General features: G+C 61.7%; 18 protein-coding genes. 5 read left to right on the top strand and 13 right to left on the bottom strand.

Annotated elements, in window-relative coordinates; genetic code table 11:
- Positions 1–291: 291 nt before the first annotated feature.
- On the bottom strand, positions 292–2,073 hold the full coding sequence (locus ACKWRH_RS16650) for a caspase family protein (RefSeq protein WP_445221452.1): 1,782 nt from the start codon (positions 2,071–2,073) through the stop codon (positions 292–294).
- A 211-nt stretch (positions 2,074–2,284) separates the two neighbouring features.
- Here ACKWRH_RS16650 and ACKWRH_RS16645 point away from each other — a divergent pair, with 211 nt between their 5' ends.
- The 3 genes from ACKWRH_RS16645 to ACKWRH_RS16635 all read left to right on the top strand — a co-directional run bounded on the left by ACKWRH_RS16645 (position 2,285) and on the right by ACKWRH_RS16635 (position 6,416).
- Positions 2,285–3,055, top strand: coding sequence for a methyltransferase family protein (locus ACKWRH_RS16645; RefSeq protein ID WP_445221451.1), 771 nt, complete (start codon positions 2,285–2,287; stop codon positions 3,053–3,055).
- 357 nt (positions 3,056–3,412) lie between these two features.
- Positions 3,413–5,290, top strand: coding sequence for a caspase family protein (locus tag ACKWRH_RS16640; RefSeq protein ID WP_445221450.1), 1,878 nt, complete (start codon positions 3,413–3,415; stop codon positions 5,288–5,290).
- A 139-nt stretch (positions 5,291–5,429) separates the two neighbouring features.
- Complete coding sequence (locus tag ACKWRH_RS16635; RefSeq protein WP_445221449.1) at positions 5,430–6,416, top strand: hypothetical protein; 987 nt, start codon at positions 5,430–5,432, stop codon at positions 6,414–6,416.
- A gap of 17 nt (positions 6,417–6,433) precedes the next feature.
- Here the strand turns inward: ACKWRH_RS16635 and ACKWRH_RS16630 are convergent, their stop codons facing one another.
- The 3 genes from ACKWRH_RS16630 to ACKWRH_RS16620 all read right to left on the bottom strand — a co-directional run bounded on the left by ACKWRH_RS16630 (position 6,434) and on the right by ACKWRH_RS16620 (position 10,663).
- Positions 6,434–6,976, bottom strand: coding sequence for a DUF4384 domain-containing protein (locus tag ACKWRH_RS16630; protein ID WP_445221448.1), 543 nt, complete (start codon positions 6,974–6,976; stop codon positions 6,434–6,436).
- 123 nt (positions 6,977–7,099) lie between these two features.
- The gene (locus ACKWRH_RS16625; RefSeq protein WP_445221447.1) at positions 7,100–8,881 is read right to left on the bottom strand and encodes a caspase family protein; all 1,782 of its coding nucleotides are present in this window, start codon (positions 8,879–8,881) and stop codon (positions 7,100–7,102) included.
- Positions 8,882–8,938: 57 nt separating this feature from the next.
- Positions 8,939–10,663: a hypothetical protein gene (locus tag ACKWRH_RS16620; RefSeq protein WP_445221446.1), complete on the bottom strand. Its 1,725-nt coding sequence runs from the start codon at positions 10,661–10,663 to the stop codon at positions 8,939–8,941.
- Positions 10,664–10,845: 182 nt separating this feature from the next.
- Between ACKWRH_RS16620 and ACKWRH_RS16615 the strand changes: the two genes are divergently transcribed.
- Positions 10,846–11,103: a hypothetical protein gene (locus tag ACKWRH_RS16615; RefSeq protein WP_224580849.1), complete on the top strand. Its 258-nt coding sequence runs from the start codon at positions 10,846–10,848 to the stop codon at positions 11,101–11,103.
- Between the two features lie 98 nt (positions 11,104–11,201).
- Positions 11,202–12,185, top strand: a complete 984-nt coding sequence (locus tag ACKWRH_RS16610; protein WP_445221445.1) for a DUF4424 domain-containing protein — start codon at positions 11,202–11,204, stop codon at positions 12,183–12,185.
- A 9-nt stretch (positions 12,186–12,194) separates the two neighbouring features.
- Here the strand turns inward: ACKWRH_RS16610 and ACKWRH_RS16605 are convergent, their stop codons facing one another.
- The 9 genes from ACKWRH_RS16605 to ACKWRH_RS16565 are packed head-to-tail and all read right to left on the bottom strand — an operon-like array spanning position 12,195 to position 25,778.
- Positions 12,195–14,003, bottom strand: coding sequence for a serine/threonine-protein kinase (locus ACKWRH_RS16605; RefSeq protein ID WP_445221444.1), 1,809 nt, complete (start codon positions 14,001–14,003; stop codon positions 12,195–12,197).
- A complete protein-coding gene (locus ACKWRH_RS16600) occupies positions 14,000–14,776 on the bottom strand; it encodes a PP2C family protein-serine/threonine phosphatase (RefSeq protein ID WP_445221443.1) in 777 nt (258 codons plus the stop codon). Before ACKWRH_RS16600 ends, ACKWRH_RS16605 begins: the two co-directional genes overlap by 4 nt.
- A gap of 6 nt (positions 14,777–14,782) precedes the next feature.
- Positions 14,783–15,484, bottom strand: a complete 702-nt coding sequence (gene tagF / locus ACKWRH_RS16595) for a type VI secretion system-associated protein TagF (RefSeq protein WP_445222420.1) — start codon at positions 15,482–15,484, stop codon at positions 14,783–14,785.
- The gene (gene tssM / locus ACKWRH_RS16590; protein WP_445221442.1) at positions 15,481–19,017 is read right to left on the bottom strand and encodes a type VI secretion system membrane subunit TssM; all 3,537 of its coding nucleotides are present in this window, start codon (positions 19,015–19,017) and stop codon (positions 15,481–15,483) included. The genes tagF and tssM overlap by 4 nt, the downstream gene beginning before the upstream one ends.
- A 43-nt stretch (positions 19,018–19,060) precedes the next feature.
- Positions 19,061–20,587 carry a type VI secretion system protein TssL, long form gene (tssL, locus tag ACKWRH_RS16585; protein ID WP_445221441.1) on the bottom strand — a complete coding sequence of 509 codons (1,527 nt, stop codon included), beginning with the start codon at positions 20,585–20,587 and terminating at the stop codon, positions 19,061–19,063.
- Positions 20,584–21,921 (bottom strand): type VI secretion system baseplate subunit TssK, encoded by a 1,338-nt coding sequence (gene tssK, locus ACKWRH_RS16580; protein WP_445221440.1) that lies wholly within the window; start codon positions 21,919–21,921, stop codon positions 20,584–20,586. Before tssK ends, tssL begins: the two co-directional genes overlap by 4 nt.
- Before the next feature lie 48 nt (positions 21,922–21,969).
- The gene (gene tagH / locus ACKWRH_RS16575; RefSeq protein WP_445222419.1) at positions 21,970–23,328 is read right to left on the bottom strand and encodes a type VI secretion system-associated FHA domain protein TagH; all 1,359 of its coding nucleotides are present in this window, start codon (positions 23,326–23,328) and stop codon (positions 21,970–21,972) included.
- A gap of 12 nt (positions 23,329–23,340) precedes the next feature.
- Positions 23,341–23,904 (bottom strand): DUF6931 family protein, encoded by a 564-nt coding sequence (locus ACKWRH_RS16570; RefSeq protein ID WP_445221439.1) that lies wholly within the window; start codon positions 23,902–23,904, stop codon positions 23,341–23,343.
- 5 nt (positions 23,905–23,909) lie between these two features.
- The gene (locus tag ACKWRH_RS16565; RefSeq protein ID WP_445221438.1) at positions 23,910–25,778 is read right to left on the bottom strand and encodes a type VI secretion system Vgr family protein; all 1,869 of its coding nucleotides are present in this window, start codon (positions 25,776–25,778) and stop codon (positions 23,910–23,912) included.
- Positions 25,779–25,827: the final 49 nt, after the last annotated feature.

Genomic DNA, 25,827 nt, shown 5'->3' with positions numbered 1-25,827 from the left:
GTTCCTATGCACTTTCGCGGCAGCAATCGCATGAGCGGCTTGTTTGACCCTTGCTAGCCACAACGGCGACTAACGAGCCACGTTTCGCCCGCCTCGTCGACTGAACGTGAATCAGGTCTGACGAGCATGTGAATCTGGTGCGCGGGTCGGCCAATCCAGCTGGAAAAATGTGTCGCGAAGACCCGAAGGTCTCCGCAAGGAAAGACTGGGGCCGGGCTTACGTTGAGAATGGTCGATACAGACTCGAACGGCATGCTTGAACACGGCGCTACACGATATCGGCTGAAATCTTCAGGGCAGGAAGAACATGAATGGCATTCCGCCGCCTTCCGGCTTGTTGCTTGCGCTGGCCTCGGGTCTTGCGGGTCTTGCAGGAGCAGCCTCCCTCTCCCTTCGTTCAAGTCTTGCGGACGGGGCCTGACGGACCTTGCGCTTCTCGCATTCATCGTCGCCATTCAGAAAGTAACCCGCAGCGCAGGTAATCTTGACACAGCGATCGCCGTCGCGCTTGAGGCCGGATCCGCAAATCAAGGGACAAACCCGAGCCGGCTTGAGCTTGATCGCATCGAGCGCATCGGCGCTCGCGGTCTTGGTATCGAACTTGGTGCCGGCGCTTTGATTGAACAACTCAAGCGAGCGCCGCGACGCCGCATCCCACTCCCCACTGGCCGATCCCGTGAGGCAGCCGACCCGGCGCAATTCGGTTTGCACCGATTTTACCAGCTCGGTTGGCGAAGGCGGCGGCGCGGGAGCCTGTGGATTGGGGAGCGCGGCCACTTTTGTGTCCGTGTTTGCCCTCGCCTCTTGCGGCTGCCCTGTTGCTGATGGCGCAGCGTTCTTCGCAGCAGCTGCCGTTTCAGCCGCGACACGCCTTTGTTCCGCTTGAGCAGCCTGATGCTGCGCGGTTTCCTTGGCAGTCTCGGCGGCCGCCCGAGCTTCCTGCGCTGCTTTCAGATCCGACGCAGCCTTGGCAAGTTGCATCTGTTGTGCGCCCTCGTTGACGAGGCGCGCCTGCTCCTGCTCGGCCTGACGCGCCTTTTCGGCCGCAGCAACACGCTTCTCCTCCGCATCGATTTTGGCGAGCTGAAGCTTTGCGAGACTTGCGTAGTAACCATCCGGATACTGGACGATGAAGAAGTTCAGTGCATCCTTGTTGCCAACCTGCAGCGCGAGCTCGTAGTCGCGCCGTATTTCGGATCGCAGCGTTGGCGATGGGGCCGCTTCCTTCGCGGCCTCCTTGGCTGGTTCTCCGGCTGGTTCCCTGGTTGGCGACTTGGCCGTTTCCCTGGCGGGCACCAGCGGCACATCGTCGCCGCCAAGCGTGCCGTAAACATAGGGCTCCTGCCGGTTGCCCGTCGCTTTCATGACGTCGTCGCGAACGAAGCCGAACACTCTGCGCAAATCCAGACCCGGAGTCCCGATATATTTGACCAATGCGGCAGCGTAGGGACTGTTCTTGCTGTTGCCGTCCGACGCTGTCGAGCCAGCCTTGGCGGCAAAGGCAACCAGAGTATTCGCCGTCGCCGGCTCAATTCGGGCAAGGCCCCGGCTGATGGACCGCGAGCCGACCGTCCGTTTCATCTTTTCGGAGAAAGGATTGTTGCGGCAAGCGTCGAGGATCACAAGTCGCAGCTGCCTTGCCGGTTCAATGGCCAGCATGACGCGATCGAGCGAAAACGCCTCATCGTACACATCCGTATCGCGCTCGAGGGTGGCGTCGACCGGGATCAGATAGTTCGTACCTTCGATCTCCATGCCATGACCGGCGTAGTAGATGACGGCCACATCTGCGTCGCGAGCCTGATCGGCAAAATCGCGCTGCGTTCGCCGCATCTCGATCGCCTGAAGATCCCGGCGGGTTTGCACAACGTCAAAGCCTGCGTTCGTTAGTGTCGCCTCGACAATCGCAGCGTCATTGACTGGATTCGAAAGTGGCGCCGCGTTTTTGTAGGCAGAATTGCCAATGACAAGTGCGACGCGATTCCCCGCCCATGCCGGCTGACAGAAGAAGAGCAGCAGCACAGGAAGAAGGAACAAGATTCGGCGCAAACTCACGAATCCGTGCAAATCCATGGCAGTACTACTGTTTAATTATGCGCTTCATTATTCGTGTCGCCGCGACAGAATCGGTTCAATGACAACTCGACGATCCGGAAGGTCCGCGGAATGTGGAACCGCATGGGACTGGCTGGTGTGGCCGCGCTCGGAGATGTGGCCAGCCAATTGACCTCTCCGGAGGCCTGGCGTCTAGTGAGGCAGATTTTGAGCGAGCGAGATCACTGCTGTGACTGACGCGAAGGTCGGCCAGGAGGGGACAGCCAGGAACCGGATCGCCGGCGGCGTCAATCCCTGGCTGGACTGGACCTCCAGGGCGGCCATCGTGATCGTCTATGGCGGGTCTGCTCTCATTGGCGCCGCCAGCATCCATCGCCTTCCGTTGGGCAGCGTGGACAACTTGCTGATGATCGCAGCCAGTATTGCCAACGTCCTGTTCCTCGGACTCGTTGCACTGACAACCATGACCCGGCTGGTCCCGACAATGAAGTCGAAGGGCGTTGAGATGCGGGTCTCGGCCTTGCTGGGCGCATTTCCGACCGTCGCACTCGCTTTTCTTCCGAAGGCAGAGCTCGGCCCAATCTGGTCGGCTCTGTCCACGACGTTGATCCTGGTGGGGATCTCGCTTTCTATCGTGGTACTCCGCTGGTTGGGCAAATCCTTCAGCATTCTACCGGAGGCGAGGCGCCTTGTGACGGAAGGGCCTTATCGAGTCGTCCGGCATCCCCTCTACCTATGTGAGGGGATTGCGTTGGTCGGTGTTACACTTCAGGTCCTTTCACCACTTGCCGTGCTCATCGCCATCGCGGTTGCGATGATTCAGTGCCGACGAATGATCAACGAAGAGCGGATTCTAAGACTGGCCTTCCCTGAATATGACGTCTATGCCGCGGCAACGCCTTTTCTGATCCCTGCAGGTCTAATCCCCGCGAGACTCGGGCGGCGAACTCGTCAGGCCGGGCCGGAGCTCTCGACCAAGGCGATCGATCCGCACGCCTGACACCGCGCTTCACGTCTCCTCGATGTGCGGCTCAGCGGAACTCAAGTTTGAACCACGCCAGAGGCCTTGTGCCGCGTTGCCACGAGCAGCATCCAAGAAAAATAACTGTTTTATATCAACATCTTATATTACGATCGCGCCCTCAGCAAAGCACTGGCGGGCGCCTATCATCCACATGAATCGGCGCGCAACGCCCGGCGCAATATCTTCCATGCCTTTTGAACGCGTCCGCATTTCGAAACAACACATAGGGAATGGATCGGGCTCGAGATTGGTACTGTATGCAGATAGGCAGCCGCCAGTAGCGTACGAACTTCGCGACGTCACCATTCTACGGGCATAGGTTGGGTGTTCGCCATGAGAGTGTACAGGCACCTTCGAGTTTTGCTTCTTCTCGCCGCTTCGCTGTTCCTGGCCTCTCAGCCAGCCTGGGCGACAAAGCGCGTGGCTTTGGTGGTCGGCAATGCCAACTATCAAAACGCCCCTCTGCTCCCAAACCCGGCCAACGACGCTGCGGCGATCACCGCAACCTTGAAGGGAGCAGGTTTCGATGTGGTTGACTCAAGACTTAACCTCGCCGCGACCGATATGCGGCGGGCCCTGAGAGAATTCGCCGATCAGGCCCGCAATGCCGACATAGCCCTGGTGTACTACGCTGGCCACGGTATCGAGATCGACGGGACAAACTATTTGATCCCGACCGATGCCAGACTAGAACGTGACACGGACATCTATGACGAAGCATTCTCGCTCGACCGAGTCCTGCTGGCGATCGAGCCTGCGAGGCAACTACGCGTGGTGATCGTCGACGCGTGCCGCAACAATCCGTTTGCCGACTCGATGAAACGTACAGTTGCCTCGCGATCGATCAGCCGCGGGCTGGCCAGGGTCGAACCCACCGTCTCCAACACGCTGATCGCGTTTGCCGCGAAAGCGGGACTAACCGCACTCGATGGCAACAGCCAGAATAGTCCGTACGCGACGGCTCTCGTGAAGTACATCGCAAAGCCGGGGCTCGACTTGCGAAGGGCTTTCGGCTTCGTCCGCGACGATGTCTTGCAAGCCACGGGCAACCGACAGGAGCCCTATGTCTACGGCTCGCTCGGCGGCGAAGACGTTGCGCTTGTTCCGGCTACCAAGGCCGAGGAGCCGATACAGGCAGCCAACCCCCAGTCGGAAATTCGTCGTGATTACGAATTGGCCTTGCAGCTCCGCAACAAGCCTGCTCTGAACGCGTTCCTGACCCAGCATCCGGACGGATACTACTCAAATCTGGCCAAGCTGCAGCTCAATCAGCTCGACGCCGAGGACGCACGCGTCGCGGCCACGGCGAAAGCGCAGCAGGCCGAGCAGCAGCGGGCTCGCCTGTTGTCCCAGGGCGCCCAGCGTGCCGACCAGGAGAAGGCGGCCGCGGATCTGAAGGCTGCGGAAGAGGCCCGGATTGCGGCCGAGAAGACGAAGCAAGCGGCGCAGGAGCAGGCCGCCGAGGCGGAACGGAAACGTACTGCATCCGAATCTACAATCGTTGCTGCACTCTCCGGGAATAAGCCGGCCGCTGAGAGTACCGTCGCGGATAACCCTGCGGCCGCTGCGCCCGCTGAGGACAGCAAGACGCCCAAGCTTGCCGCGCTGAGCGACGAGCCGCGCCAGACCGATATCACAAAGGCCGACATCGCCAAGTCCGTAGATCTCGCCCAGTCCTTACAAGGCGAATTGAGCCGCGTCGGCTGCTTCACCGGCGCCGTCAATGGCCAATGGAATGCGGCCTCACAGCGCTCGTTGGCTCTTTTCAACCAGCACGCGGGAACCAAATTCGACGCCAAGCTCGCAAGTCTCGACGCGCTTGACGCAATCAAGCTCAAGCCGTCCCGGGTCTGTCCCCTGATCTGTGATCATGGCTACAAGGCCGACGGTGACCAGTGCAGCAGGATCACCTGTGCCGAGGGTTCGTTTCTCAACGACGACAATGAATGCGAGAAGCGACGCGGGAAGAAACCGGTTGCAAAGCGCAACACGGACGAGCGTCCGTCACGTGCGGATCGTTCGGCCCGCGAGAGGCCGGCGCCGGCAGCCGACGTTCCGCGGCGACAAGCGACTGCGAGGTCCGGCGGCGGCGGTGGTCAGGTCGTTTGCGATCAATCTCTGTGCCGTCAGGTTAGAAGCGGCTGCCACCTCGAATACCGTGGCGGCGGCGGCCCCGGGGGCAACGTGGGTAATGTCGAGTCCTGCAACTAGCAACGCGCAAGGCTGCCACGGCGTCATGGAGGGCCAGGAGGCCGCGCGGATCTGGTGTCGAAAAGGTGTGACGGGCGGCAGAGCTTAACACTGGGTCATCCAGGTCCGTGCCTGGATTGGCCGAAGCGGAGCGACCTGCGTGGTTGCGTGTGAGCTTGAGCAAAAGGACGCCAACGCCTTTCCCGGGGTGACGCTCTTCACGAAGCGGCAGGCACCCGGCATGAAACCGACGGCGGTTTATCTTCCGCCAAAGCACCCAACATCTGCCACCAAGTTTGACGTCGTCATCTGGCTTCACGGCTTCTATGTCAAAAACCATGAATTCCTCTTCCACAACGATCCAGCGCGGCTGCGCGAACAGGTCCGAGATTCCGGCAAGGACGTAGTGCTTATCGCGCCGTTCCTGGGCTACGAATATGCCGTTGGCGACACCTTTGCCGGAAACTACAGCGTGTCTGACCTGGCAACCGCGAACTGGGGCGAGCGCTATCTCGAGGAGATCCTTGGAGCTCTTGCCAGGTTCCTGGGTCTCTCCTCGACGTCCATTCCTCAGCTCCAGATCGGCAAGCTCATCATCGCATGCCACTCCGGCGGCGGTAACGGCATGCGCAATCTCGTCGGGAGCCTCGGAAAGTATCAAGGCAAGCTGACGGCCTGTTGGGGATTTGACTGCCTCTACGGTGCCAATGCGCGGCCCGATGATGCGACCTTCTGGTACCAATGGCTGTCCGGACAGAGCGGCCGGGCGCTCGAGATCGTGTATGGTCCATCAACTCTGCCGCAATCGGTGAAGCTGGACCTGATCGGGCGTGGGCTGGCGACGACCGATGGCAATCAAACTCAGCCTCAGCGCCCTGCCCTCAAGAACCTCAGCGTAAGCTTGGGTCATTACGACCTATTTCCGGCATTTGGCCAGATGGTCAGGGTCAACGATCTTGACCCGGCTTTCGTGGATCGCTTCATGATCCCGCAGGTCGCGGACCAGCCGCGGCATAAGCCGGCGCCGCAGCGCGGGGAATTCCTCCAGCACGCAATTTCCAACGTTCGCAGCGCTTTTCCCTTTCCAAAGGACATTCATTACATGATCGCCCGGGGTGGCTTCTTCAGCCGACTGAGCAAGCTATAGCCCAAGCTTCACAGGACTCACTTGATGGAATAAGATTTGACGTCGAACGACCAATTGTTCGTCACCAGCTTTCCGCTGCTGTTGTCCGGCACGCGCAGCTCGCTGGTCCAGGCCGACAGATAGCTCAACGCGTCGGCGTGACCTTCTAACTTGCGGGGCAAGTCCGGCAAATCGAGCAATTGCACGCGTCGCTCGCTCAGGATGGCGATCATCACTGCGGACCCCGTCGGCGGTGCGACGACATATTCAAAACCACGCTGTCGCGCCGCCGGGGCAGGAACAACAAATTCGACACCCGGCTTGACGAGATTGATGTCGCGTTCGTTCGACTGCGCCAATAGCTCGGGAGTCGGAAAGATCTGGGACATCCGCCCTTCCGCGTCGACGTCGACCAAAATGAGATATCCAGTCTTCCTGGCGGTGACGCCGAACGAGACCTTGCCGCCGACGTTGACGGTCTGGCTCGGCAGGATCTGAAGGGACACACTCGCGGTATTGGTCTGCCCGCGCACCGCTTGTACAGGCCAAAGCCAACGTCCGTACGTCGTGCCGCCATGCAACGACGCCGTCGGCAATGGTGCTGCGGGCGCAGCTCCGCTACCGGCCAGTAGCAGCAGGAATGCGAGCCATGGTCGCGACTGGCGGATCGGCTGCGATGACGGCATGGCCTGCTCCCCTAGGAGTCAGGGAGCACTGAAGAAGCCGATCGAGGCGATTCGCGCGTCTGCGGGCAAGTAACGCTCGAGACTCTTGATCACTTGCCCCGAGGCGCGACGCCGGTTGAACTGCATTAGGGCTGTCTCGAGATCTACCATGCGTTGCTGCGAGGTCACCGCAACGATCTGTTCCGCACCGAACGGCTCGCCAACCCTGAGCGGTAGGCGCAAACTCGCCGATCGGGCCAGCGCCGCATCAGAACCCACCGGATACAACAATTGGATGGTGCCATCGCCGGACACATTGAACAGCAGCACCGCTCTTGACCCCACATCAGACAGATCAACTTCGACAGTCTGGCCAGCACGCTGTTGGCGATCGTCTGGCCAGATGCGCATGATCTGCGGCGACCGGGTCGCAATGCGTTTCAGTTCACGAATTGCCGCTGTCCGGTCGACTACCGTCGGCAGGTTTGCAACGTCGATCCCGTAGGCGACCACGTCGCCCCACGCGATCACGTCGTGCGACACGGGATCCCAGATCAGGTCGGGATTGTCCGTCGGTTGAACCGCCTGCACGGGAACATCTTTTGGCTTCACGCTTACAAAATAGCTCGTCTTGCCGTCGAGCGCCGCCAGCCGGATTGGTGCAGCGAGGCGGAGGGGACCCGGCGCGTCGCCGGTCGGAAGTTCCTTGGTCGCCGCCGCGGCAAGGGTCGGAATGGTTGGTGCCTTGGCCGTGACAGCCGGTGGCGCGGGCGCCTGTCCCTCGACGGGCACCCCGGATCCGGCCGGACCAGAGGCAGCTCTCGCGGCCGGCCCCTGAATCAGCACGACACCGCGCGTCAATTCGAAGGCGACGTCGGTATCCGGCGTCTGAGGCGGCGATGATATGGTCACGATGTTCTGGCGCTGGTCCGAGAGCTGATAGACCACCTGTCGAACATTGCTAAATAGCTCCTTGAGCGTCACCTTCCCATCGTGATTGATGTCTGCGCTCCCTTCCACCGCCCGCGCGACCGCATAGCTGAGAGCCCCACGCAGGCCATCGATGCCAGGGATGCGGACTTCCGGCGCCTTGGTGTAGCGGTCCACCGCAGCCAGGAACGCCGTGTGGTCAAGATCGAGTTCTGACTTCGGATCGTTGCTGTCCGACACTGGCTTCAGTTCGTCGACCAGCAACGTGTAGCGCGGGACCTGCCGAAAGCTCATCTCAGCGGCACGCGGATCGATATCGCGCACCATACCGCCACCGTGGCAGGTATCAGCCACGAAGATCACCCTCGCCCCGCGCAGCTCGAACTGCCGGATGAAATGGTTGAACTCACTGCCTAGAACCCGTTCAACCGACCCGGTTGGCGTAGTTTCAAAGCCCGGCAGCAAGAACACGTTTTCCATTCCGTCCGGCTCCGAGCCCTTGACGCGCTCCGGTTCCTGGGTGCCATGACCGGCGATCGACAGAAAGATGAGGTCGTTGTTCTTGGTCCGCTCCACCAGTGCACTGATCTCGCGCAGGACGCTTGCCCTGTCGGCCTGGGCGTTAGTCAGTTCGACGACGTCGGCAACCCCCATGGACTTCAAGCTGGTCACGATGTCAGTGGCATCAGCGACCGCGCCCTTCAATTTGCGCACGCGCTGGTAGTCGTCGATCCCGATCACGAGCGCGCGCACCGCCGCCCCGTCTGGATTGCTGATCGACAATCCTCCTGCCGCATATGCGTGAGGGGTTATCAGTCCGATCAACGCAGCGAGCCCGACGGTGGCGCATAGCCGCCTGATCCCGCAATCAAATCCTCTGGGCATCCGCATCGTGGTCCACCTCGACATCATGCCTACCCATTTTGTAGCTCTGGCGACACACTGGGTTCAGCGCCTTTTGCTTGCCGTTTTGCGGCCCGCCGGCGATTGTTCGGTCTCCTGATAGGCGCTCGCTGAAACTGCCGTCTGATCGTCCGCGAAGGCTCGAAAGCGGACCGGAACGTAGCCGCGCGAAAGCAGGCTCGCCAACGGGTAGACGTTGCGGCAGACGCGGCCGTTGCAGCCACCGGTCGAGGATTCCATCACCTCGGCCTTGCGATCCGGCGTGAATCGCAGGAACAACATCACATGCGAGCCCGGCTTGTTCAGTGCATCGCCGGGCCTCAGGTCCCAGGGATTTGCCACGGGCGCTGCGATCGCGGGGATAGCGGCAGTCGTGTAGTGGACAGAGAGCCCCCACGTGGCGCTGACGAATGCCGAACAGTCGACGCCAGCCACATCCGGCCGTGGCGCATTGCGAGTGCACACATTGCCAGCCAGCGTTCCGCTCTCGATCCGCTGCCGGAAGTTCGCGAGCGAACCGTGGCAGCCCCAGCAATAGGGTACGCCGCGGACCTCCTGGTTCACCTTTCCCTGCAGATACCACGGCCGACGAACACGGCTGAAGCCGCTGCATTGGCTGTCGGGATCGTTGCCGTAATTCGCCTGCGTCAGCTTCCACTGGATGCCCTCGAACGCAAACGCTGTCTCGATCGCCCGCTGGCGATTGGACGGTCTCACGGCGGCCGACGCGTCAAATTTGACGCCGGATTGCGGTGCCGGCGCGGCCGCCGTTCGCGACGGCCGCACGTCGATAATCGAAGCGTTGGTCAGGGGCCGGAAGCCGACACCAACCACTTCAATACCATCCGGCTTGGTCCGCAGGAAATAGACATCGCCATCGCCCGAAACCGTGACGAACCGCCGGGTCAGCGGCGTGTTTTCCAAAGGAAGCTCATAGATTCCTTCGAGACGTCCGTTCGCGGCATAGCGTGCGACGAATGTGGAGGCATTCTTTCCCGATGGCGGAACGTCCTCCGCTAACACATAGAAGCGGTCACTGTTGTCAATCTCGAGAAACTCTACCGTGCCGAGCTGGTTGCGCACCCGCAGGCCGAGCTGGCCGATCGTCTCGTTGGTGACCATGGTCTGGATTTCGACCCGTACGCTGGCATTGCCCTTGTCCGGAATGATGTCGGCGATCACCGAGCCCTTGCTTCGACTAGCAACATATTGCCGGTCGGGCTGCCGCGTCGTCTTGACGATGGCCGCGCGGGTGTTCTGGTCGAGCAGGTCGGCCGCGCTGCCGGGCGCCTGCGATCCCATCTGGGCGAAAGCCGAGACGGCGACCTGGTCGTCCGCGCCGCGGCTCGACACCTCTTCAAGCTCGATCACATCACCGCCGAGACCGCGCGTGGATTGCCCCGGCGCCGCCTTCAGCGTCCGTACACCGCCGTCCCAAACCATGATGTCGTCGTTGTGGACCACGAGATCGGTCGGCTGGACGTCTTTCGGCATCTTGAGGACGTCAGGATCTGAGCTTGGCTGTTTCGGATCAAACTGGAGAATGCGACCGTTGATCTGATCGAGCACAAACAGGTTGCCCTGCCCGTCGGCGCTGAGTGCTTGCGGCCCCCCGAGTTCCACGTCCTCGCTGGCCGGGACGATGCCGACCATGGAAGCAGCCGAACCGCCGGCAAAGCTGCGTACGACAGTATCGTCGGCGTGCGCCTTGGTTCCAAGAATGCCAGCGCCAACGATGAAGACCCAGATCCAACGATTTGGACGAAGCATGTTCGCCTCAATGTACCCCGAACCGATCGCCGCGTCGGATCGACTAATCCGAGATGCCGTTGATGCGGCGCGTCAATTAGTGGTGAGCAATCTCAATCACGTTCAATCTATCACTGGACGGTGATAGTCCGAATTTTCTTCAGCTTGCGGTGCAAAACATGGCTCGGAATAGATTTGAGCAGGTGAGCGAAGTCCAACCCGACGCGATCACGCTTGTCCTGAAACGCGACAATGACGGCATCTCTGGATCGATCGTGCTGCCGGCCGCCGCGAGCGGGGGACGGCTGACCACCGACCAGGTCAGCGCGCAGTTGCCGGCTCAGGATGCTTTTCGCGGCGCGATCCGGCTGGCAAACGACGTAAAGCTCGCACTCGTAGTGTGCGATCCAGACGGGGTCTGGAAGTCCGAGTGGGGCGATCTTTATCAGCCGATCGATTGACCCGCATCGGATGGAACCAGCCTATGCTGCGACGCCGCATCGAGACTAGCTTGCCGAACGGACCCTCCCCGCGACCAACGTTCTGGGTACGGGCCTTGATGGTCGCGCTGCTGGTTGCGACGGGCTGGCCGGCACGCGCCAACGACTCGGCTGCGGAATTGTCGATCGGCGGGCTCCAGTTCGTACGCACCAATGACGTGGCCATGGAGAGCGAGAACCTTCGTATCGCGCTCGACAGGATTAGCGTTCGCTACCAATTCGCCAACGTCACCGCCAAGCCGGTCACGCTTACCGTTGCCTTTCCGCTGCCCGACATCGACCTGTCGGAGGCTGAGAACATCGCACTGCCGTCAAATGATCCAATCAACTTCGTCGACTTCGAGACCAAGGTAGACGGCAGCCCGGCGCCGCTGACCGTCGATCAGCGCGCCATGGTCGGCAACAGGGATGTCAGTGCCCTGCTCCGCGAACTCAAATTGCCGCTGCTGCCGATTGGTAGCCGCGAAATCCGGGTGACCGACCTGCCCGAGGCGACCCGGGCCCGGCTCGTGGACGACGGACTTCTGATGCCTGCCGGAATGAGCGACAACGGTCGGCAGCAGTATGCGCCGGGTTGGGTGATCAAGACCTCGGCTGTGCGCCAGCAGGTGTTTCCGCCCATGCGCACCGTCTTGGTCGAACACCAGTACCGCCCGAGCGTCGGCTCCAGTCCCGACACCATCCTGCGCTCGAGCCTGCGCCGCAGCGGCGCACTCGCTCAGGAAGTCGCGCGTTACAGGAAAGAATACTGCGTCCAGGATACGTTCCTCGCCGAACTCGACAAGCGCGCGGGCAGTAACCAGACCAACAGCGCGAAACTGCAGGAGCGGCGCATATCGTATGTGCTCAAGACCGGCGCGAACTGGGCCGGGCCGATCCGCTCATTCAAACTGACTATCGACCCAGGCGGCAGCGACCGTTTGGTGAGCTTCTGTCCTGGGCGGCTAAAGGCATCGTCTGCTACTGGAAACGTGCTTGAATATACGGCAAGCGACTTCAAGCCGGATGCCGACCTGAAAATCCTGGTGATCGGAACGTTCTGAGCGTGCCGGTCAATTGGTGAGCAGCACGTAGCGCGCGGCCGCGATCACAGTCACCTTGTTGCGCTGAGCCTCGCTTAGCGCCTGCAGAAAGAACGTGTCGGCAGCCATCGGTCGCGGCTGGCGCAATGAGTCCAGAACCTGCGGAACCGCCACGACCAACAGCAATTGCGGACCGCTCGCGCGCGCTGTCGGGAGCGTAAACGAAAGTGAGTCGATGCCCGGCTTCAGAAGGTAAGAGAGGCTCTGGACTTCGCCGCGATCCGACACCATGAGCAACTCCACCACGCGGTTGGCAAAGTTCTCAATGGTCCCATTGAGGGTTTCACCGCCCTTCAGCTCTGTCGCTGACAGGGTGATGCGTGGCATTCGCGCCTGATCGCTCCCGACCTGACTCAAGAACTTGACGGCTGGGCATTGCGCCTGGGTCACTTGCCTGACGCCGACCGAAGCTTCGAAACCCTGCTCACGCCGAAACGCTTTGTCGAAGGTTTCGAACGGGGCGGTCGAGGCACCGAACCCTTCGATGACAGCCGCATTTGGGCTCACAGCAATCGGCAAGACAAAGAAGCAGTCACCGCCAGAATATTGGGCCACGTATTTGCGGATGCGCTCAGCTCGCCCCAGCCCATCGAGTGCCGGAGACGGCGTTGCCGTCGGTGGCGCGGACAACTTCTCTGTCTCTTGGCGTCCGGGCTGTGGTCCAGCGGGCTCGACCTTAGGCGGCACGATTGTTCCAGCGAGTTTCGGAGGTGGCGGCAAGACCGCGGTGCCGGGCGCTGACCAGACCAGCTTGTAGAAGGCATATCCGCCACCGCCGACCAGCAGCAACAATGCCGCCACGCCCGCCCCCAGCCAGAGGCCGCGCGCGCTCCGCGCGGTCGACGGCATCCTGTCCTGCGACGCCGGCGCCACGCTTTCCGGCCGCCGTAGTGGATCGAAGCCATATAACGGCGTGGCCGGAGTCTGGGCCGAACCGGTTGGCGTCCAGCTGGCGACCTCCCCCATGGTCGGGCGCAATGCCGGATCGGGCTGCAGCATCCGCTCCAGCAAAGGCCGGATTCGCATATCCACCGCGCCGAGATCGGGCACACGCCGCCGCTTCTCCACCAGTTGAAACTGGCTGCCGCCCATGTCGAGTTTCTGTCCGGTCAGCGCATGGAACAGCACAAGACCGAAGCTGTAGACATCGGATTTCGCAGTCACGTCATTGCCGTACAACCCAACCTGTTCCGGCGATGCGTAATTGTCCTTGCCAGCGAAGCCCGAGCCGATGATGGTCTTGTCGCCCATCTGGGTCGACCGGGCGATGCCGAAGTCGATGATCTTGGCCCGCCTGACGTCGTCGAGCGGAACGATGATGTTGTCCGGAGAAACGTCACGATGGATGATGCCGTGCTCGTGGGCGGCGTCCAGTCCCGATGCGACGCGCTGCATCAGCTTGAGCAGCGCCTCGAAGGTCAACGGCCCATCATCGAGCATGTTCGAGAGCGAGCGGCCATTCACGAATTCCATCGCGAGATAAGGTCGCTGCAGCACCGGCTCCACGGTAAACAGGAAGTAGCGAACGATCGCGTCATGCGGAAGATTGTGGAGTGCGGCGGCCTCTCGACGGAACAGCGCGAGCGCCGCCTCGTTGTCAACCATGTCGGGCAGCAGCATTTTCACCGCAACAGGCGATCCAGTCTGGATCTCACGGCATTTGTAGACCTCACCCATGCCGCCCGCGCCGATCACGGCTTCGATCTCGTAAATGCCGTTGAGACGCGTGCCGGGCGGCACGCCGTGATAGGACGATCGGAACGGATCGTTCGGGGTCATGGTTGCGGCTCCCGATTGAGCGGAGATCTTGTCGCCTCCTGAGATCGTGGCGTCAGCAGGCGCACGATCACAATCGTCACGTTATCAAGCCCGCCACGATCAAGAGCCAGTGCGAGCATGTCATCGCAAGCCGCCTGGGCGCGTCGCGTAGCCGCGTGCTGCAGGATCTCGTCGTCCTGCACGTGCCTGGTCAGGCCATCGCTGCAGATCACGAAGATATCCTCCGGCTCAGCGGGGCCTGTCACCACCTCAAATTCCGGATCATCGGCGACACCGACGGCACGAGTAATGGCATTGCTCGGCCAATCATTCACGTCTTCGCGCGACAGCGCACCTTCGGCGATCAGTTCCTCCAGTTCGCTGTGATCATGCGACACTTGGCTAATTGCGCCACGACTGATCAGGTAGACCCGGCTGTCACCCGCCCATATGCAGGCATAGTAGTTATCACGAACGAGCAGAACCGCCGCTGTGGTCCCGACGGTGGCACCCTGTCGTTCACGACTTAGCGCCAGTATCTGCTGGTTTGCGCTGAACAGCCGCTCCTCGCATTCCGCCAGCAGGTCTACGGCTGATTCTGGCGTGCCGATCGCGTCAAGCGACTGCACTACGATGCGACTGGCGAGATCGCCGGCCTCGTGACCACCCATACCGTCGGCGACCGCCCAGAGGCCAACGTCGGTTCGTACCAAACATGAATCCTCGTTCCGCTCCCGCACCCGTCCGGCGTGGGTGACGCTACCAACATCGAACAAGGATGGAATATGCGCCATCGCGTGTCATCCATTCCCGGATGCCGCGAGGCCGAGATCACCGGTCAGCAGCGTGGTGTAGTGAAACGGATCTGGTAATCCGCGGCAACTCAGCGCCATTGGCGGAAAGCCTTCCCCTCCGGCGGTCCACCAGAAGCTAGCCGCGGCGTAGACCTGTGGGTTGGCGGCGCAAAGTGTTGCAAACGACCCCGCGAAGGCGTCGACCGCCGAAGCCCTTCCCATTGTCGCAGTACCAAGCGACGTGATCGGCGGATCGCCAGCGATGGTCTCCTGCAGTCGTGGCACCGCAAGCCGATCCAATGCCTCGGAGATCTGCTCGAAGGTTGCGGCCCGATCCAAGGTCGAAAGCATGAACGCCTCCACTTGCCCGAACCATTCGTCCTGCGGATCAACGCTCGGCGGCGGCAGCGAGGCGGCCTCGCCGGTCACCGCATGCAGGGTCAAGGGATAGTATCGCCCCACCCCGTCGAGCGAGGGCATGATCGCACCCGCCACTGTCGTGCCGCAGATCGCGGCGCCGAGCCAAAACCGCCAGACCGGAGCGGTCAGAAAGGCCTGCTGCCATCCTGGGCCAAGCTGGTGGCGACTCGCTGACAGCGCGGCCTGTACCCACGGCTCCCAGGCTTCCAGGAAGCTGCGCGGGGTCGCGATCGCAATGAAATCGCGCTTGGCGCCGATTTTGCCGAATAGCCCGCAACGCATGGTCATATCCCGGTCGGGCAACGAAACTCGCGCAGCACTGACAGGTTCAGCGGGTTGCGCAACGACCCAGTCGAAATTTGATAGTTGAGCTCGCGCCCCGCGACGATGAAAGTCGCGCTGGCCGTTTCCGCTTTCACAACCAAAGACCCCGCCTCCAGCATCCGAAATAGCGACCAGGGACCAATGCGCTCAAGCACGGATGGCGCGCCGGTGTCGTTACTGACTGAAATTGCCGTTCGCGGCGCTGGGCCCGGCCATAGGACGGTCGTTGGCGAGTTGCTCTGTGGCGGTGGCGGTGGCGTCGATTGCGGACCGCCGAACAAGGACGAAGTGGCCGGTCCCGGAATGGTTGGGCTCGCAATCGTGGTGCCGCCGATCTCGGTCTTAACGGTCACGCCTGGCCCCGGTGCCCCAGGAGGCCGGATCGCGAAAGAAACGGCGGGCACACCGCCGCCCGTCTGGAAGAACGCATCCCGGATATAAGCCGCATTCTGGAATTGTTTGAGCGTGTCAGGCGAGAACGACCGACCAACGGGGCTCTCCTTGCGCCAAGCCCAGTCCGACCGCGACGTGTCGGCATAAGGTGCCAGGTACTGGGTGAAGAACTTGTCCATAACGCCATTCGGACTGAACAATTTGGCAAAATCCGCCAGCGGGACTTCCTGGCCGCTGCTGCGGACAAACGGGTAGCGGTTGGTCACAGTCTGTTGGCAGACCGGCGTGACCTGATCGCGCAACGTTTGCAGGATTTGCCCGGCGGTTGAAGCTGCGATGCTGCCTTCGAACTCCGCGGCTGCTGCGCGCAGCATGTCGGAGAATGGCGGCGGCATGCGCGAGGCATTGTTGCGAAGCGCTGCGACCTGGGTCTGAAGCGCAGCCGTGGCCTGTGCCGTCAGTTGGGGATTCTCGATGATCAACGTCAGGTTCTGCGCGATGTCGTTCAGGTTCGCGACGGTCGAGTCGATCGGCCGGCGGGTGCTCTCGCCTTCGAGCGCCGCGTGGTAAGGTTTGAACTGTGCCTCGATCGTCGCGCCAGGCGGTCCATCCTGGGCATTCGTGAAGAGTGCCGGAGCCGGTGCGGCAGCTGGCGCCGAAGCGTTCGCCGGCTTCGCCCGTTCCTTGGTCAGCATCGTCTCGTCGCGCACCGATTCCAGAATTTGCCGCATCGGCGAGGTCGGCGCCGAAAGCGCCCGCAGCACCTCGTATTTCGGCTTGTCGGCGAGCAACTTCTTCAGGCGCAGGCTCCCGAGCGCCGTTCGCCAGGTCGTCACGAAATCGTTGGAATAGATGTTGAGCAGATCGCCGGCCAGATTGTCGTACTGCTGGTCGATGGCCGACTGCTGGCCTGCATCACCCAAAACCCATCGCTCCCGCTTCATCCGCTCAGACAATCCGGACAGCCGGGCAACGAACTTCTGATGGAAGCCGTTATACGTGAAGAACTCAGGTACCCGCACGGCGTCCAAAGGCTGCCCCGTCGTGGTTTCGAACACGACACCCATGTCGGGTCCGCCATGGCGGCTAGCGATCCAGTCGCCAGCTGTCGATGCGCGAGCCTCCGATTTCAGAAACTCGTAGGCACGTTGCGACACGCTCAGGCGCGCCAAGGAGCTCTGGGCCTGCTTGATCAACCGGCCGTCGAGTTCGACCAGCGGCTGCTGCTCGGTCTCGAGGTCGAACATTGCCACGAGGTTCTCGTCGAGCAGACGCCGCCCTTCCGCGTTGGTGGCGCCAGGATAGAGGTTGTCCGCCCAGTCACGTTGCATCCAGGAGCGGATCAGCTCGCGGTCCGGCGACTGCAGGCCGCCGACCATCAGATAGACCTTGAGCGCCTCGTAGACGAAGGCAGGTTCGTTGATGCGCGCATTGAGCTGCTCCTCGAGGCGATACAGCAGGCGCGGCCGGAACATGCGCTCAAGCGCCGTATGATAGGCCGCCTTCGAAGGCGACAGCAACCGGGCGTGCTGACTGAGCCCGTAGCGAGCCGACAGAGGCACCGACTCGCCGCGCGATCCGTAGCCTGCCGGGGCGTTGCGCAGCCGGTAGAGTAGCGGCAGCACCTTGTCGAGATCATGATCGGCAATCAGCGTCTGCTTGATAAGTGGCGCGCCGGCGGCCGCATACTCGCTATCCGCCTGCAGGCTTTGCTCGATCAAATCGGAGTTCCGCTTGTAGCTCATCAGCCAAGCTGCGATCAGTCCGATCGAGACCAGGCCGATCAACGACAGGGCCGCGGTTTTCAGGATCAGCGCGCGGCGCACCGCGGCACGGTCGGTCGATACCCAGTCGGCCTCGCCGATGATGACCTTGGAAATCAAGTCGGCGAGGAAGAAGCTCTTGCCCGTGCCCGAATAGGATCCGGAACCGACCTCCTCAGCGCCGAACGTACGTGCCAGCGACCCGATCAATTGGTCGATCGGCGTGCCCTGCTGCGTACCCGAGGTGAAGTAGAAACCGCGCAGGTTCGCGTTCACGTGATAGCGCGTCGGCTCGAAGATCTGGTTGAGGAAGTCGTGGATCTGGGGCTTGAGCCGCGCCATCTGTGCCGGAAAGCCGAACAATTGCACGCGGTGCTGGGGCGTCGGCTCGTCCTGCAGACGGTCGAGCGTCTCCTCGCTCAGGCGCTCCAGCAGACGGTCGAACTCGACCGGGATCTGCCCCACCAGATTCTGGGTCTTGTCTGCGGTCTGGAACGTGGCACCCCAGACCTGGCGGCGGCCGGCCTCCCCGAGATAGGCGAAATACTCGGTGAAGCCGGCAACGAGATCGGCTTTGGTAAATAGCGCGTAGACCGGGAAGCTGACCTTGAGCCTCTGATGCAACTCGAGCAGGCGCATCCTGATGGCATCGGCGTGAAGTGCGAGTTCCTGCTTCGGCAGCGTCAGGATGTCTTCGATGCTGATGGCGACAAGGACGCCGTTGATCGGCTGACGCGACCGGCTTTTCTTCAGGATGTCCAGGAATGCCAGCCAGCTGTCCTTGTCGGCCTTGCTGTTGGAGTCCTGGGTGGTGTAGCGGCCGGCGGTATCGATCAGCACCGCCTCCTCGGTAAACCACCAATCGCAGTAGCGCGTACCGCCGACCCCCGCGATCGCTGCGGGCGTCGCCCCGCGCGCGAGCGGAAATTTGAGCCCGGAATTGACCAGCGCCGTGGTCTTGCCGGCGCCGGGCGGACCGATGATGACGTACCACGGCAGATCGTAGAGATAGCCCGACTTGTTGCCGCTGGCGGTCTTCAGCGTCGCGAGCGCATCCTTCATGCGCTCCTTGAGCACCGGTTCATCGCTGACAGGCTGGTCCGCACCAGCGATGCCATCGGCAATCTCCTTGGCACTCTTGCGCCGCTTGAACAGATTGAGGCCAACGATGCCTGCCACGACCGTGGTGAGCAGCAGAATAGCGATCTGCCGGACGATATGGTTCTCCAGCGGCCGCCAGTCGCCGAACGCGATGAAGGGACCGGCGAGATAGATCACCGCTCCGAGCGAGCTGAGCCCTACTCCGTAGAGAACGATGCGAAGAATGTCCTTGGCAAGCATCTAACCGTACCTGTCGCAAACCACCTGACCCGGCGGTATCTGCCTATTCGCTGCGTTCGATAAAGATCTCGACGCGCCGGTTCTTGGCGCGTCCCTCGGGTGTCGTGTTGCTGGCGATTGGCGCATCTGCTCCTTTGCCCTCGACGTCGACGCGCGAACCATCGGTCAAGCCAGGCTTCAGTGCCGCGGCAACCGCCTTGGCGCGCTCGACCGACAACTCGAAATTTGTCGGGAAGCGGACTGTGCGGATCGGCGAACTGTCGGTATGGCCGACGACCCGGATCCGTCCCGGCTCCTTCTCGAGGGTTGCTGCGACGCGGAGTGCGATCGGCTTGAAACCGTCGAGGATGGTCGCCTGGCCCGATGCAAACAAGGCCAGATCGCAAACCCTGATCACGATGAAGCTCGGAGTCTGGTCCGCCGTCATGGCACAGGCGGTGTTCTCCTTCGCGAGCGCATTGCGGATGCGTTGCAACTGGGTGATGCGATCCGGCGGTGGTGGAGGCGGCGGCGGCGGGGGTGGTGCAACGACCTGGCGCTTGAGCTCGATCGGGCCGGCCGGATGGAGCGCGAGCGCCACCTCGGCAGCATTCTCTGCCCGACCAGCGAGGAGCGTCCGCAGGACGAAATAGGACCCGGTCAGCAGCGCGGCGACGACAGCCGCGACGAGCCAGACCGGAACACGCAGACGCTGCCGGCGCCCCGCCAGCGCCTGCCCGCGCCAGTTGGGCGACAGGTCGCTCATCGTCTTCGGCCGGACCCGGCGCAGCAATTCATAGAGGTTGCGCTGGATCAGCTGCAGGTTCGCAAGTCCGCCCGCTGACGTCCGGTGAATGCCCTGAAAACCAAGCGCAAGGCAGGCGTGCTGAAGTTCGAGGACCGGATAGTTGACCAGTGGATCAACCTTCAAATGGTCGAGAATTTCGAAAAAACGGACGCCGCCGATACGCTCGCCGAAGAACCGGCTCAGCATCGAATATTGCGTCCAGACGTGGCGCTCCTCGGTCGGGATGTGCTGCACGATATCGTCGGCAGTGGCACACAGGATGTATTTCGCTGTGTTGGCCTGGTGCTCGGATATGCCCGCGGAACGGATGTCCTTCTCGAAGAACTTGATCGCGTCTGCAACCTGCTCCATCAAACTTGCGAATGACGCGCGCATGAGCGCCACCCGCAACCGACCAAGCAGCTGCAGCAACGGGCCCGCAGCGCGCATCACTGGATTGGCATTTGGCGCGACGAGATCGTCGACGCGCAATGGCGGTCCTGGCGGTAGCATGGGCTGCTGCGCCTGGGCTTGCGCGGGTGTCGATATCCATTCCTCGGCGGGATGGCTGGCCGGTGCGGATGCGTAGTTCGAGCCCTGCGGGACAGGAGAAAACGATGGCGGTGACGCCGGCGCGCCGGGAGAGGGTACCGGTGATGGCGAATAGCCTGGACGTGCCGCAGGCCCCTCGCCCGGCGGAGGGTGAGAGGTCGGCGCCGGCGGCAACTTCCCGCCGGGGTTGGGACGGATGATCGTCCGTTCGCCCCGACCGAAAGGATTAACCGGCTTGTCCCTGTCGCTCATGGCCTGTCTTCCAGGATGGCCCAAAGATACAGCTCAAGCTCCGGCCAGTCGCCGGAGAAATGCATTCCGATCGAGGCCGCCGTGCTGAACTCGGGCCACAGCGGCGACTTGCGGTCGAGATAGAAATAGACGTGATCCGTGATGGCCCGGATATGCGGCGGCGGCGTCGGCAAATGCGCCAAGGTCAGGCCCGGCAAGTTTGCGTGCACGATCTCGTTCATCTTGGTGTTCGGCCCGACCTTGAACAGGTGCGGGAAATCGTTCTGGATCTCCACGAGCGGCCGCCGTGCGGCAACCTCCAGCACCAGGGTCGCATTTCGGAATAGCGCTCGATCGCGGATCGGCGACACGAACGCATTCTGGGCGCGCTCGATGATCTCCAGGCGGATCGCCCGCCGGCCCAATCGCGCGCTCAAGAAGTCCTGGATGTCGCTCACCAAGGGTGTGAAGACGTTCTCGAGATCGTCGTGATCGTAAGCCGGATAGTTGCGCGCCCGCCGTTCCGCCGTAGAAAATGTCGCAAGTTCACCCGCGAATCTCAGCAATTCCTCGTACAGGCGCTCCGGGTGCACGCTGCCGGAGCGCTGGAAATGAGTCAGGACGGGAATGGTACGGTTCAGCACTTGCAGGACCAGATAGTCGACGCTCTGCAACCCACCGCCGGATGACGGATCGACCGCGTAACGTGCCAGCTCGTCGAGTTTAGTCTCAACCCAGCCGATGATGCGGTTGAGCCAGCCATCGATGATCGGATGCGCGGCGCAGATCAGCATCGGCGGCACGAATTTATCGTCGAATAGGATGTTCTTGTCGCGCACCTCGAGAATGCGCGCGATGCCGAGGCCCATGTATCCGGGCTTGCTGCTCTTGCGCAGTTCAAACGACATCCGCGGATAAGCGATGTCGATCTCTTCCTCGATGCGTAGCGCAGAGGTCGAGTCAATGAAGGTTTCCGAAGTACGAACATACCGACTGGCGCTGTCGGCGCGATCCTCGTCGACCTCGCGGGTGTTTGGCGCCGCGACCGGCATCATCAGCCAGACGATCTGGCCTGCGGCCGTCTCCGGCACATCGATCGCTTCGGGAATTTGGCTGTCCGCAGGGATATCGAACGGCGTACCGTCCGGCATGACGCCGGACGCATTGCGCACCGCGAACTTGCTCTGTTCGGTAAGATCCTTGTCGATCTCCAGCTGGGCAAAGCCCCACGGGTATGGTGTCGTGTAGCGAACGCGCTTTTCCAGCAAGTGTTCGATGTAGCGGTCGTTCTGCTGCAGATGATGCGGCCGCAGAAACAGACCTTCCGACCAGAAAACTTTGCTGTACCAAGACATTCCTACATCCACTTAGAAATTGTCGGCAGCCGCGTGGTCGCCGATAGTTTACTTTGAACCGGGCTTGTCACCGCGGTCGTAATAGTCCGAAAAATGCAACATAAAGGTTTCGATCGGCGCGCTGTTGTCGCGGCCAAGATGCGCCTTCCAGCGCGTCAAGAACTCGTCCCAGAGTTTCCCCTTGTTCGTGCCAAGCCAGGAGCTTGCCCCACGCTGAAGTTCGAGCTCGCGCGCCATCAGCGTCGGATCTATGCCCGCAATCAGCTCATGGACAGCGTGCTGCATCGCCATATAGGTCTTCAACTGATGTGACTTGAGATCACTGAAGCCCTGTGCAAAGGCGCGCTGTGCGTCGAGGTAGCTGCGCGTCGGCGGCCCAAAGAGAATGCGCATCGCTTCTTCCGAGGTCGGCGAGAACTTCAGCGGATTATTTTCGAGGGCTTGGACGGTGGTTTGGCTGGTGCTACGGGTCAGCTGCTTGGCTTGGGTCCGCGCCTGCAGCAGCGCCATCAGATTATCCACGGTCATACGCAAGATGACGCCAAGCTGTTCGGCGAGTTCGGCATCGGACTTGCTGGCAAAGAAATTGTCCGGCAATCCTGCAGCGCGCGCCACCAGTCGCGCGAACTCGGTACCGCCGACTGGCTTGGCCGTGACATGGTCCTCGTCTGCCGCTTGCGCCGGGCGCGATGGCGATGCTGGCGGCTGGGCGGCGGCTGGTTCATCATCGATCCATACCGACGGCCGGCGTGGGGTCGGCATGATGGGCGGACGCTCGACTTGCGGTTTCGGCGCGTTGGCTGGACCGGCTGCCCAGTTCATGTCGTCGTCCTGCTCGGACGGTTGGTACGGAGACGCCGGCCGTGACCGTCGGAACGGGTCTACACCCGGTGCCGGGACGCTCGCCGCCCAATCCAGGAACCCCGGATTGACGGGCCGCGCAGCCTCGCGTGGCTTCTTCAACAGTTGCGGATCGATCGGCGGCGGACTGTCACGATCGGCTGCCCAAAGCTCTCCGTAGTCGGCATGCTGCTGGACCGAGGGTTCGCGCAGTTGCGCCTCATGGCTTGGGCTGCGCCCGCCAGCCTCATTCTCGAGCGAAACTCCGATGATGTAGTGGCCGATCGTGAGTCGGTCACCGTCGCGCAAGCGGTGCGGCCCCCGCATGCGCTGGTCGGCACCATTGAGAAAGGTGCCGTTGGTCGAAACGTCGTGCAGCCAATAGCCGCCGTCGCGAAAGTGCACCTCGCAATGCTTTCCGGAAATCGTCCGCGCCGGGTCCGGCAGCGTCCAGTCGAGGTGACGGTCCCGGCCAATATCGACTGAACGCCTGCCGGTGACCGTAAACGACACAGGTCCGCCATCCGGAAGGTTCGGTTCGTTCTCGATATTAAAGCGAAGCACCATCACATCGTCTCATTAGCGTGGAGGGCGCGGTTCGCCGCGAGCCAATTGAATACCATCCTCTAGGCATGACGTCATTATCCGGTCCCGGGAGTCACGGGGGAGCCGGCAGAGGCCGATCAGCAGTGCTGCACGCACCGCCCGCGCGGCCTGATCCGGCTTGGCTTCCACGGGCGCAAATTCCGGGGGAACCACGCTTCCGCCGGACCAGCCGGCCGCCAGCGCCAGCCATGTCGCCGGCTGCTCAGGATCATTGGCATTGCCGACAGCCAGCGCCTTGTTCCGGGACTGCTCGTCCGGTTGCCGGACCCAGGTCTCCACAATATTCAGCGACCTGGTATCGCCGGCGTCGAAATGGTCGAACATCAGTCGCAGAGAGCGACATCCCCAGGCAACTGCTACGCGCCTGGGAAGCAGATAGGCACAGTAAGACACGGCCGGGTGCCAATTCCGCGCATCGGCGGCCTCCTGAAGGAAGTCCAGCGAAGGCTTGTCAGCGTCGGCTTTGCCGACATCATAGCGCGCCAAGGGATAGGCCTGAAACAGATCCTGAACCGTACCGAACCGAACTTGTCCCATGACCGTCAACCAACAAGGGTTGGAGTGCCGTGGGCGACCAGCGGACCACCGGCAGCAAGCGCCATGCCGGCCTGCGCCGTCATGGCGATCGTCGGCGCGTTGATGACGATACCCGCCGGGGTCAGAATGATCTGACTAGGACCCACCTGTAGGGTGATGTTGGCATTGGCCATGAGCGTGATGCTGATGCCTGCATTGACAGACTGGTCCATGGCCAAAGTGATGTGCTGACCACCCAACTGGATATCGAGTTTATCATTGCCGTTCTTGAGCGTGGTGTTGCGCGTGTCGCCGCCAAATGCAGCTTCGCCGATGGTACGTGTCTCGGTGTCGCGGACCGTTACGTCGTGGTCCTTCTCGGCATGCACCGTGATCTTCTCGGATCCCTTCTTGTCCTCGAAGTTCCACTCGTTGAAGCCGCCGCCACCCTTGGTGGAGTCCGACTTCAATCCCGCAATCGTCTTCTTCGACGGCAGATCGTAGGGCAGCTTGTATTCGTCGTTGTACACGGTGCCGATCACCAGGGGCCGGTCCGGATCCCCCTCCAGGAATTCGATAACGACTTCCTGTCCGACGCGCGGGATGATCTGACCGCCCCAGCGCTTGCCAGACCAAACCTGAGCCACGCGCAACCGGCACGACCGCTTCTTCTTCCGATCCCAGAAAAAGCGGACATAGATTTCGCCCAGGGACTCGACGTCGATTTCCTCGCTCGAATTATCGTCTTTGGTCACCACCTTGGCCGTCTGGATACCGTTGATTCTTGGCTTCGGCGTCATCATCAGCGCTCGAAACGGCCGATCACTCGGCAAGAACTCGTAGCTGCCGAAATAGACGTGTTGCCCTGCGTCGCTCGGACCGCCGGTGCGATAGGATTCGATCGAGAACGAATGCACAGCTCGCACCAAGAGGTATTCGACGTTCTGCGAGTCCTTGGAGTGCTTTTCGAGCTTCGTCAGCCCACCGGGGAACAGGTTGACGGCGTCGCCATTGCCGCGGCGGCGCCGATCCATCGCTTGCTCTGCCTGGAGCTGGATCTTCGCGTAGCGCTCGCCGTCGGATTTCTCCTTGAACTTCCCGGGATAGTCGTAAAACTCCATCTCCGACCGAGTGTATTGCTCGGAGCCCTTGGCGTCGCTGATCATCTGAGCGTTGGGCTTCTGATAGTTGTAATCGTTGAGTTCGATCTTGCCGGTACGAAACCGTCGCTCCGATACCCATTCATAGATGTGCTGCTCGCCTCGCCGGTCGGCACCCGCCAGCGGGATGTAGGGAATCGTAGCAAGACCATTGATCGGACTGTGCGACGATTTGGAGTCCGCCAACACCAGCGTGTGCTTGCCGCCCTCATGCTTGAAGAAGTAGTAGATGCCGTGCTGCTCCATCAGCCGGCACACGAAGTTCATGTCGGTCTCGCGGTACTGAACGCAATATTCGAGCTTCGGACAAGAACCCTCTTCGGTCAGTTTGGATTCATAGTCGGTGAAGCCGCGTTCGTTGAAGACCTCTTTGATGATGTCGGGCGCCTTCTTGTCCTGAAAGATCCGGCAATCGGTGGTCCGCGACAACAGCCATAACCAGGGCCTCAGCACGATCCGGTAGCTGAAATAGTCGTTCTTCACCCCGAGCCACTGGGCCTCCGTCAGAATGCCACTGAACTCGCGCTCCTTTTCATGCAGCTTTATGGTCAGCGTGCACTGCTGACCGATAGCGCGGTCGAAGTCGAGGTCGGCATCCTCACTGAGACACTCGATGCGATACTCGAACAGTTCGCTGAGACCTTCCGAGCCTTCGAATCCGGCAAAAACCAAAACGTCCTTGCCAAGAGGCGTCTTGAGTTCGCAGAGGCGGGTATCCTGAGTAAGCTGGCCCATGTGGGCTTAAACTCCCTCCTTCGATCGAATGACCCGCTGCAAAAAGCTG

It is taken from the genome of Bradyrhizobium sp. Pa8 (genome assembly GCF_052588265.1).
The sequence above is the reverse complement of the archived record's forward strand: the minus strand, read 5'-3'. Positions and strand labels throughout refer to the sequence as shown.

Coding starts and splice junctions, on each gene's coding strand:
- ACKWRH_RS16650 (WP_445221452.1), bottom strand. CDS start 2,073: ATGGATTTGCACGGATTCGTGAGTTTGCGCCGAATCTTGTTCCTTCTT.
- ACKWRH_RS16640 (WP_445221450.1), top strand. CDS start 3,413: ATGAGAGTGTACAGGCACCTTCGAGTTTTGCTTCTTCTCGCCGCTTCG.
- ACKWRH_RS16625 (WP_445221447.1), bottom strand. CDS start 8,881: ATGCGGATGCCCAGAGGATTTGATTGCGGGATCAGGCGGCTATGCGCC.
- ACKWRH_RS16620 (WP_445221446.1), bottom strand. CDS start 10,663: ATGCTTCGTCCAAATCGTTGGATCTGGGTCTTCATCGTTGGCGCTGGC.
- ACKWRH_RS16610 (WP_445221445.1), top strand. CDS start 11,202: ATGGTCGCGCTGCTGGTTGCGACGGGCTGGCCGGCACGCGCCAACGAC.
- ACKWRH_RS16605 (WP_445221444.1), bottom strand. CDS start 14,003: ATGACCCCGAACGATCCGTTCCGATCGTCCTATCACGGCGTGCCGCCC.
- ACKWRH_RS16600 (WP_445221443.1), bottom strand. CDS start 14,776: ATGGCGCATATTCCATCCTTGTTCGATGTTGGTAGCGTCACCCACGCC.
- tagF (WP_445222420.1), bottom strand. CDS start 15,484: ATGACCATGCGTTGCGGGCTATTCGGCAAAATCGGCGCCAAGCGCGAT.
- tssM (WP_445221442.1), bottom strand. CDS start 19,017: ATGCTTGCCAAGGACATTCTTCGCATCGTTCTCTACGGAGTAGGGCTC.
- tssL (WP_445221441.1), bottom strand. CDS start 20,587: ATGAGCGACAGGGACAAGCCGGTTAATCCTTTCGGTCGGGGCGAACGG.
- tssK (WP_445221440.1), bottom strand. CDS start 21,921: ATGTCTTGGTACAGCAAAGTTTTCTGGTCGGAAGGTCTGTTTCTGCGG.
- tagH (WP_445222419.1), bottom strand. CDS start 23,328: ATGGTGCTTCGCTTTAATATCGAGAACGAACCGAACCTTCCGGATGGC.
- ACKWRH_RS16570 (WP_445221439.1), bottom strand. CDS start 23,904: ATGGGACAAGTTCGGTTCGGTACGGTTCAGGATCTGTTTCAGGCCTAT.
- ACKWRH_RS16565 (WP_445221438.1), bottom strand. CDS start 25,778: ATGGGCCAGCTTACTCAGGATACCCGCCTCTGCGAACTCAAGACGCCT.